The following is a 9,740-nucleotide window of genomic DNA, read 5'->3' on the forward strand; positions in this document are numbered from 1 at the left end:
CAAGGCAGACTTTTCTTTCCGTTCATTGCGACCTTTCGGGGTGCATGCGTGGAAATGGGAAAAGCGCCAGTACCCCTCAAGGAGCCCCTCGCCATGCACGCCATCAGCTTTATCCAGGACCTGGCCGTGATCATGCTGGTGGCCGGGGTGGTGACGATCCTGTTCCATCGGCTCAAGCAGCCGGTGGTGTTGGGGTATATCGTCGCCGGCTTCATCATCGGCCCGCACACCCCACCGTTTGGCCTGATCCACGACGAAGACACGATCAAGACCCTGGCCGAGCTTGGGGTGATCTTCCTGATGTTCTGCCTGGGCCTTGAGTTCAGCCTGCGCAAGCTGTTCAAGGTTGGCGCCACCGCCTTTATCGCGGCGTTCCTCGAAATCATCCTGATGATCTGGATCGGCTACGAAATCGGCCGCTGGTTCGACTGGAACACCATGGACTCGCTGTTCCTGGGCGCGATCCTGGCGATTTCCTCGACCACCATCATCGTCAAGGCGCTCAATGACCTGAAGATGAAAAATCAGCGCTTTGCCCAGCTGATTTTCGGGGTGCTGATCGTCGAAGACATCCTCGGCATTGGCATCATCGCCTTGCTGTCGAGCATTGCCGTCAGCGGCACGGTCAGCTCCGGCGAGGTGTTCTCCACCGTCGGCAAGCTCTCGCTGTTCATGATTGTCGCGCTGGTGATCGGGATTTTGCTGGTGCCACGCCTGCTGGAGTACGTGGCCAAATTCGAAAGCAACGAGATGCTGCTGATCACCGTGCTGGGTCTGTGTTTCGGTTTCTGTCTGCTGGTGGTCAAGCTGGAATACAGCATGGTGCTGGGGGCATTCCTGATCGGCGCGATTATGGCCGAATCTCGGCAATTGCTGAAGATTGAGCGCCTGATCGAACCGGTTCGCGACATGTTCAGCGCGATCTTCTTTGTCGCCATTGGCTTGATGATCGACCCGCAGATCCTCCTGCAATACGCCTGGCCGATTGCGGTGATTACCGTGGCCGTGGTGCTGGGCAAGATGTTGTCCTGTGGGTTGGGGGCGTTCATTGCGGGTAACGATGGCCGCACTTCATTGCGAGTGGGGATGGGGCTGTCACAGATCGGCGAATTTTCATTCATCATCGCCGCGCTGGGCATGACATTGCAGGTCACCAGCGACTTCCTGTATCCGGTGGCGGTGGCTGTTTCTGCGATTACCACACTGCTCACACCCTATCTGATCCGTGGCGCAGACCCGCTGTCGCTGAAGATTGCCGCAGTGATGCCCAAGCGCATGAGCCGGGTGTTCGGGATGTATGGCGAGTGGCTGCGCAGCATTCAGCCCCAGGGCGAGGGTGCGATGCTGGCGTCGATGATCCGCAAGATCATTCTGCAGGTGGGGGTGAACCTGGCGCTGGTGGTGGCGATCTTCTTTGCCGGCAGCTTTTTCGCGGCGCGTATTGGCAGCTACCTGGAAGGCTGGGTCAGCGATCCGAGCTGGCAGAAGGCATTGATCTGGGGTGGGGCGTTGCTGCTGTCGCTGCCGTTTTTGATTGCGGCGTACCGCAAGCTCAAGGCGCTGTCGATGCTGCTGGCGGAGATGAGCGTGAAGCCGGAAATGGCCGGGCGCCACACTCAGCGCGTGCGCCGGGTGATCGCCGAAGTGATCCCGATTCTTTCGCTGCTGGTGATTTTCCTGCTATTGGCAGCCTTGTCGGCCAGTATCCTGCCGACCAACAAGTTGCTGGTGCTGATCGCCGTGGTGACGGCCGCGGTGGCCGCCGTGCTCTGGCGCTGGTTCATCCGCGTGCATACGCGGATGCAGGTCGCCTTGCTGGAGACCCTGGATAACCATAAGGATACGCCGGAGCACTGAGTGGGTCGCAGAGGGCTGCTTCGCAGCCCAGCGCGAGCAAGCTCGCTCGCCACAACAAGCGCCCTCGGCACACAGGGGTCTCAGCTTTCCAGCCAGACGTCCCGCGCCCAGTGCCACACCGATTCCCAGGTTTCTTCGGTGACGAGTTCTTCTTCGCCGGACCACAGCACCACGGTGCCGTCTTCTTCGACGCAGTAGTAGTCGTCGCCGTCCTGGCAGATCGGGATCATGCTGCGGTCAACACCGGCATCCCAGGCGTTGGCGGCAACGTCCGGCAGGTAGGTGTGGGACTGTGGGTCGGTGACGGTCACCGGCTCCAGGCTGCCGTAGACCACATCGCTGACGGTCAGCAGAAATTCACGGAAGACGAACGGAATATCGATGAACAGTTGTTCCTCGATTTCCACCAGTTGATCTTCGTCAGGCAGCTCCAGAGGAACCGGTACCGGTTCGTTGGCTTCACGCAATTGTTCGATAACTTCTTCCACGGCCGGGATCCTCTTGCTAGATGGCGCGGTTTATAGGGGCGTTTTATACAGTAGCTCGCTATAAGTGCAACCGTGAAATAGAAAACCCCGGACAAGTCCGGGGTTTTTGTTACTGCGTACTCAAAGCGGGCAGGGATCAGCCGTTCTGGCGGATACCGGCGACCAGCCAAGGCTGGTTTTCGCCTTGTGGGCGTTCCATGTTCCAGCTTTCGCTGAACACTTCGCCCTGGTCGAAACGCGAGGTCTTCGACACACCGCTGAAGGTCAGGGTGGCGATGGTCTTGTCGGCGCGGTCATCCACACCTTCAAGCTGCACTTTCAGGTCGTCGATGTAGGTCGACTGGAAGCCGTCGCCCAGGTCGGCACGTTCGCGCTTGAGGAACTCCAGCAGTTGCGGGGTCACGAACTCGGCGATCTTGTCCATTTCGTTGGCGTCCCAGTGTTGCTGCAGGGACTGGAAGTGGCTGCGGGCCGCTTCGACGAAGCGCTCTTCGTTGAACCAGGCGGGTGCGTTGATCACCGGACGAGCGGCAGCAGGAGCAGCCGAACCGCCGAAGATCGAACCCATGGCAGCAGGCTTTTGCTCGAACACTTCACGCTGCATCGGCGCGCCGGCTGGAGCCATGTGCTCCTGTTGCTTGCGGCGACGGGCGGCGATAAAGCGGAAGATCAGGAAGGCGATGACCGCCATGATCAGGATGTCGAAGATCTGCATGCCCTGGAAGCCGCCGCCCATGAACATGGAGGCGAGCAGGCCGCCGGCCGCGATACCGGCCAGAGGGCCCAACCAGCGCGAAGCACCGCCAGCCTTGGCAGCAGCGCCTGCGGCACCGGCAGCGGTCGCAGCTGCGCCGCCCATGCCGCCGCCGGATGGGGCCATTTGGCTGGTCTGGTGGCTCGGCGCCGAGCCCATGGATTTGCCGCCACCGAAGCGCTTGGCGTTGGCGTCGAGGCTCATCGTCAGGCCGATGCACAACGCCATGGCGATGCTAAGAAAACGTTTCATAAAGGGAATTCCCATTTGTGGATTGCACGCGCGCCATGTTGCACAGGTGTGATGTCAGTGGCTAGCGGCATAGTGTTTCGGGCTTTTGCGTAGGGCCAATACCGAATCGTCTGTAGGACTTATTACAGATATTGGCCCCACCGCTGCCAAATACAAGGGTGGGGCAACATCCTTCATGTTCTACAGTTGTTTCAGATTGCTTCGAGCTTGGCGTAGCCCATCATCAGCCACTTGCTGCCTTCGGCGAAGTTCACCTGCACCCTGGCCTGGGCACCGGCGCCTTCGAAGTTGAGGATCACGCCTTCGCCGAAGATCGCGTGCTTGACCTGTTGGCCAAGGCTGAACGGCGTCTCGGGGATTTCCGAACCAGCGAACATGCTGCTGGAGTTCTGCTGCTGGCCGCCGCCGAACGGTCGGCTGACGCTGTTGGACAAGCGCACTTCCTGAATCAGCCCTTTCGGCACCTCGCGTACGAAGCGCGACACCTTGTTGTAGGTCTCGCTGCCGTACAGGCGTCGGGTTTCGGCGTAGGTCATCACCAGGTTCTGCATCGCCCGGGTGATGCCCACGTAGGCCAGGCGGCGTTCCTCCTCAAGGCGGCCGGGTTCTTCCAGGCTCATCTTGTGGGGGAACAGGCCTTCTTCCATGCCCACCAGGAACACGTAGGGGAATTCCAGGCCCTTGGCACTGTGCAAGGTCATCAGCTGAATGCTGTCTTCATGCTCATCAGCCTGGGTGTCGCCGGCTTCCAGGGAAGCGTGGCCGAGGAATGCCGCCAGTGGCGTCAGGTCTTCGTCTTCTTCGGTGTTTTCGAACGCGCGGGCGGCGCTGACCAGTTCCTCAAGGTTTTCTACCCGGGCCTGGCCTTTCTCGCCTTTTTCCGCTTCGTGGTAGGCGATCAGGCCGGACTGCTCGATCACGGTCTGGGTCATCAGGTGCAGGGGCATTTCCATGCACTTGGCGGCCAGGTTCTCGATCAGCTCGACAAACACGCTCAAGGCACCGGCCGCACGGCCGGTCAGGCCCTTGTTGGCGATCAGCAGGCGCATCGCTTCCCACATCGACACATCGCTGTGGCGTGCGTGGTCGCGAATCGCCTCGACGGTCTTCTCGCCGATGCCGCGGGCCGGAATGTTGATCACCCGTTCCAGCGCCGCATCGTTGCCGCGACCTTCCAGCAAGCGCAGGTAGGCCATGGCGTTCTTGATTTCGGCACGTTCGAAGAAGCGCTGGCCACCATAGATGCGATACGGAATGCGCTCGCGCAGCAGGGCCTCTTCCAATACCCGTGATTGAGCGTTGGAGCGGTAGAGAATCGCGATATCGCTGCGGGCCAGGCCGGTTTTCAGGGCGCTTTCGATGGTTTCCACCACGTAGCGCGCTTCATCGTGTTCGTTGAAGGCGGCGTACAGGTTGATCGCTTCGCCTTCGCCGCCGTCGGTCCACAGCTCTTTGCCCAGGCGCCCGGTGTTGTTGGCGATCAAGGCGTTGGCGGCCTTGAGGATCCCGGCGGTGGAGCGGTAGTTCTGTTCCAGGCGGATGGTTTCGGCGTCTGGGAAGTCGTCGCTGTACTGGTAGATGTTCTCGATTTTCGCGCCGCGCCAGCCGTAGATCGACTGGTCGTCGTCGCCCACCACCATCAGGCTGTCGCCGCCCTTGGCCAGCAGGCGCAACCAGGCGTACTGCACGGCGTTGGTGTCCTGGAACTCGTCCACCAGGATGTGGCGGAAGCGCTTCTGGTAGTGCGCCAGCAAGCCCGGGTTGTCGCGCCACAAGTCGAGGGCGCGCAGCAGCAGTTCGGAGAAGTCGATGACGCCGGCGCGCTGGCAGGCCACTTCATAGGCTTCATAAATGCTGCGCATGGTGGCCAGGAACAGGTCGCCGCTGGCCTGGATATGTTGCGGGCGCAGGCCTTCATCTTTCTGACCGTTGATGAACCACTGGGCCTGACGGACCGGCCAGCGTTGCTCATCCAGGCCCAGCTCGCGGATCACCCGCTTGACCAGGCGTTGCTGGTCGTCGCTGTCGAGAATCTGGAAGGTCTGGCTCAGGCCGGCTTCCTGCCAATGCGCCCGCAACAGACGGTGCGCCAGGCCGTGGAAGGTGCCCACCCACATGCCGGCCGGGCTGATGCCCATCAACTGCTCGATGCGATGACGCATCTCGGCAGCGGCCTTGTTGGTGAAGGTCACCGACAGGATGGAATGCGGTGAGGCGTTCTCGACCTGGATCAACCAGGCGATACGGTGCACCAGCACTCGGGTTTTACCGGAGCCAGCACCGGCCAGGACCAACTGACGGCCAACGGGGGCCGCTACGGCCTGGCGTTGGGCATCGTTGAGGGAGTTCAGCAAAAGAGAGAGATCATCGCGCATCGGCGCATTCTAGGGTGCCCGGGGGAGTCGGGCAAATCCCAATGCCGGGTGGTCACGGGAAAACTTCTGCGTCGACACGGGATAAGGCAACAATCTATTCACGGTGATGACCGGTCGGTCATCGCCCACAGCCCGCGCCCTGTCTCACTCAAGCTGTCTGGCTCCAAGGTTTGCGCCTGATTGTCGCGCTGTTTTTATGACTTGGGGCAGTTTGGCCCGAGCGTTTGCTTGTGTATGCTCCGTCGACGTTTCGGGCTCACCATTATAAGAACACTGCCTATGACCCTTAGCATTGACCTGGCGGGACCCTCCGTGGCGCCGGCGCAGGTTATCCGCAAGCACTACGCCATGGAGATGGCGGTGGAGCGCACGCGCCTGCTTTACCAAGGCTCCCTGCTGCCTACTTTATTAATGCTGGTGAATGGACTGGTCTGCGCCTGGTTGCTCTGGAGCCCGCAGCGCTATCTGCTGGACAGCATTTGGCTGGTATGGCTGCTGGCGCTGGTGGCCTTGCGGGTAATTCAGGTGGCGGCGTTCGATTCCGCCATGCCCAGCCGCCAGGCGCAGCCGATCTGGCGACGCATGTTCATGCTGGGCTCAGCCGTTAGCGGCTTGACGCTGGCCAGTGCTGCCATCGCCCTGGTACCGGTGGACAGTTTTGCGCAACAGGCCTGGGTGTTCGGCCTGCTCGGCGCGGCGACCTTGTCCGCCAGTGTGGCCTATGCCGTCAGTCTGCCGGCTTTCCTGTCGTTTGCCGTGCCCTGCCTGGTGCCGGCCATCCTCTATTTATTCTGGAGCGGCGACCCGCAACAGCAAGGCTGGGGTTGCCTGGGGCTGATTCTGCTGGCATCCCTGAGCCTGGTGGCATGGCAGGTCAATCGCCTGATCCAGCGCGGGCTGCTCAGGCGCTTCCAGAACCAGGCGTTGATCGAGCACCTGCAGCAAGCGCAGCAACGCAGCGAGCAACTGAACCAGGAACTGGTGCGTGAGGTGGAGCAGCGGCGCCAGGTCGAACAAGAGTTGCGCGAAGCACAGATCGGCCTGCAGCAACGCGTCGATCAGCGCAGTCAGGAACTGGACGCGGCCAGCCTGGCCCTGAGCAAAAGCGAGGCGCGTCTGGCCATGGCGCTGCAGGCCAGCGAACTGGGGCTGTGGGACTGGAACCTGCAAACCGATGAGGTCCACCACACCCAGCTCAAGGAGTTGTTCGGCCTGGAGCCGGAATACGTCACGGCGATGCTCAGCCACCTCAAGCCACGCCTGCACCCGGACGACTTGCCGCTGCTCAAGCGCGCGCTGGTGGAGCACCTTAAAGGCCGCAGCGAGGACTACCTGGTGGAATACCGGGTGCGCCATGGCGATGGCCATTGGGTATGGATCCAGGACCGTGGCCGCGCCGTGGAGCGCTCGGTAGGCGGGCGCGTCACGCGGATGCTCGGTACCCGCCGCGACATCAGCGCCGGCAAGGTCCTGGAAGAACAGCAGCGCCTGGCATCGACGGTGTTTGAGGCGGCCAGCGAAGGCATTGTGATCCTCGATCCGGACTACGTGCTGATAGCCGTCAACCAGGCATTCAGCCGCGTTACCGGCTTCGACATTGACGACATGATCGGGCGCAATGTCGTGGAGCTGCCCAGCAGCCGCGACGCACGGCGCCACTTCCCGGTGATCCGCCAGGCGTTGCTCAGCCACGGCACCTGGCAGGGCGAGCTCGTGGAAACCCGCAAGAACGGCGAACTCTACCCGCAATGGCTACAACTGAATGTAGTCCGGGATATTCGGGGAAATGTCAGCCATATCGTGGGTTTCTTCGCTGATCTGTCCGCGCGGCGCGAATCCGAGGAGCGCATGCGCTACCTCACGCATTACGACGAATTGACCGGGCTGGCCAACCGCTCGCTGTTCCGCGAGCGGTTGCGCGAAGCCCATCAGCGGGTGCGCCAGGGTGGCCGCAGCCTGGCTTTACTGCATATCAACCTGGACCGTTTCAAGCTGCTCAACGACAGTCTCGGGCATGAAGTGGCCGACCAGTTGTTGCAGAAAATGGCCCGCCGCTTGATCAACGCCTTGCCTGAGGCCGACACCATAGCGCGGCTCTCTGGCGATGAATTCGCCGTGCTGTTCGACGCCTACGGCAACCTGTCGAGCCTGGCGCGGGTGGCCACGCGGTTGCTGGCCAAGTTGCGGGTGCCGGTGACGGTGGAAGGGCACGAGTTGGTGGTCAGTGCCTCAATGGGCGTCAGCCTGTTGCCCGACAATGCGCGGGAAATATCCGCGCTGGTCAGCCAGTCGAACATGGCCATGCAGCACGCCAAGCACCTGGGCGGTAATAACTTCCAGTTCTACACCGACAGCCTGCAGGCCAGCACCCTGGAACGTTTGCAGCTGGAAAACCAGCTGCGCAAGGCGATTGATGAGCGCCAGCTTACGGTGTTCTACCAACCCAAACTGTGCCTGGCCAGTGGCAAGCTGAATGCGGCCGAAGCATTGATTCGCTGGGAACATCCGCAGTGGGGCATGGTGCCGCCCGGCGACTTTATCGGGCTGGCCGAAGAAACCGGCCTGATCGTGCCGCTGGGGGAGTTCGTGTTGCGCCAGGCGTGCTGGCAGGCTTGTGAATGGCAACGCCAGGGGCTGGCGCCGATTCGGGTGTCGGTCAACCTGTCGGTGCACCAACTGCGCCAGGGCAAGCTGATCAGCCTGGTGCGCCAGGTGCTGGAAGAAACCGGGCTTGATCCGCAATACCTGGAGCTGGAACTGACCGAAAGCCAGCTGCTCGACAGCGTCGAGCACATCATCTCGACCTTCCAGCAACTGCGCGACCTGGGGGTGAAGCTGGCGATTGATGATTTTGGCACCGGCTACTCATCCCTCAGTTACCTCAAGCGCATCCCCGTGGACTACGTGAAGATCGACCAGACGTTCATTCGCGGCCTGGGCCAGGGACGCGAAGATGCCTCGATCACCCGCGCAATCATTGCCATGGCCCACGGGCTGTCGCTCAAGGTGGTGGCCGAGGGTGTGGAAGATCAGCAGCAGCTGGACTTTTTGCGGGATGAGCAGTGCGACGAGGTGCAGGGCTATTTGATCAGTCGGCCGGTGGAAGCGGATGGCTTGGCGGATTTGTTACGAAAAAATGCCGATTTTCCATAGTTGAGCCCAAGCCGCATGCGGGGCTACATCGAGCCTGCCCGCTGAATCAGCGGGCAGCAGCGTGATTAAGTGATGCATCGAACGGGCAAATCGTTAATTCTTGTAGTATAACTACAAGCTTGCTACATCCCTGGCGTCTGCCAATAACAAGAGTCCAGCCCTTTGAACCTGTTGCAACATATCGCCCAGTCGCGCCACCTGTTACGCAAATCGGAACTCAAGGTTGCCGATCACGTGCTGCTTGACCCTGCGGCCGTGATGCACAGTTCCATGGCCGACCTGGCCCACAGCGTGGGCATCAGCGAGCCGACCATCGTGCGCTTCTGCCGCGCCATCGGTTGCTCCGGTTTCCAGGACTTGAAGCTCAAGCTGGCCCAGAGCCTGGCGGCCGGTGCGAGCTTTGGCCAGTTTGCGATCCACGAAGACGATTCCGTCGCCGACTACAGCCTGAAAATCTTCGACACCACCCTGCACACCCTGATGGAAGTGCGCGAAAAGCTCGACCCGGTGGAGCTGCAAAAAGCCGTGACCGCCATGTCCCAGGCCCAGCGCGTGGAATTCTATGGTTTCGGCGCGTCCGGCGCGGTGGCGGCGGATGCCCAGCACAAGTTCTTCCGTTTGCTGCTGACGGCGGCGGCCTACAGCGACCCGCACATGCAGGCGATGTCGGCGGTGACGTTGAAGCCCAGCGACGTGGCGATCTGCATTTCCCAGTCCGGCCGCTCCAAGGATTTGCTGATCACCGCCAACCTGGTGCGTGAAAGCGGCGCGACCCTGATTACCCTGTGCCCGAGCCAGACGCCATTGGCAGAGCTGTCGACCGTCAACCTGGCGATCGATGTACACGAGGACACCGAGATC

The 9,740-nt window shown here is 61.4% G+C and carries 6 protein-coding genes; 3 read left to right on the forward strand and 3 right to left on the reverse strand.

The annotated features are described in order from the left end of the window. The first annotated feature begins 93 nt into the window (after window positions 1-93). Window positions 94-1,857: a cation:proton antiporter gene (locus AC3WKX_RS25575; RefSeq protein ID WP_003213459.1), complete on the forward strand. Its 1,764-nt coding sequence runs from the start codon at window positions 94-96 to the stop codon at window positions 1,855-1,857. Between the two features lie 80 nt (window positions 1,858-1,937). Here the strand turns inward: AC3WKX_RS25575 and AC3WKX_RS25580 are convergent, their stop codons facing one another. From AC3WKX_RS25580 to uvrD, 3 genes are all read right to left on the reverse strand, one after another. After that, window positions 1,938-2,345, reverse strand: a complete 408-nt coding sequence (locus tag AC3WKX_RS25580) for an SMI1/KNR4 family protein (RefSeq protein ID WP_003213456.1) — start codon at window positions 2,343-2,345, stop codon at window positions 1,938-1,940. Window positions 2,346-2,481: 136 nt separating this feature from the next. Continuing rightward, window positions 2,482-3,351 carry a Tim44 domain-containing protein gene (locus tag AC3WKX_RS25585; protein ID WP_102604037.1) on the reverse strand — a complete coding sequence of 290 codons (870 nt, stop codon included), beginning with the start codon at window positions 3,349-3,351 and terminating at the stop codon, window positions 2,482-2,484. A gap of 191 nt (window positions 3,352-3,542) precedes the next feature. After that, window positions 3,543-5,726, reverse strand: coding sequence for a DNA helicase II (gene uvrD / locus AC3WKX_RS25590; RefSeq protein WP_003213452.1), 2,184 nt, complete (start codon window positions 5,724-5,726; stop codon window positions 3,543-3,545). Window positions 5,727-6,005: 279 nt separating this feature from the next. Here uvrD and AC3WKX_RS25595 point away from each other — a divergent pair, with 279 nt between their 5' ends. Together AC3WKX_RS25595 and AC3WKX_RS25600 are read left to right on the forward strand one after the other, a co-directional pair. After that, window positions 6,006-8,879, forward strand: coding sequence for a GGDEF domain-containing phosphodiesterase (locus tag AC3WKX_RS25595; RefSeq protein WP_102604038.1), 2,874 nt, complete (start codon window positions 6,006-6,008; stop codon window positions 8,877-8,879). A gap of 162 nt (window positions 8,880-9,041) precedes the next feature. Beyond that, a partial coding sequence (locus AC3WKX_RS25600) for an SIS domain-containing protein (RefSeq protein WP_102665791.1) occupies window positions 9,042-9,740 on the forward strand: 699 nt, incomplete at its 3' end.

This window comes from Pseudomonas sp. GP01-A4 (genome assembly GCF_058780865.1).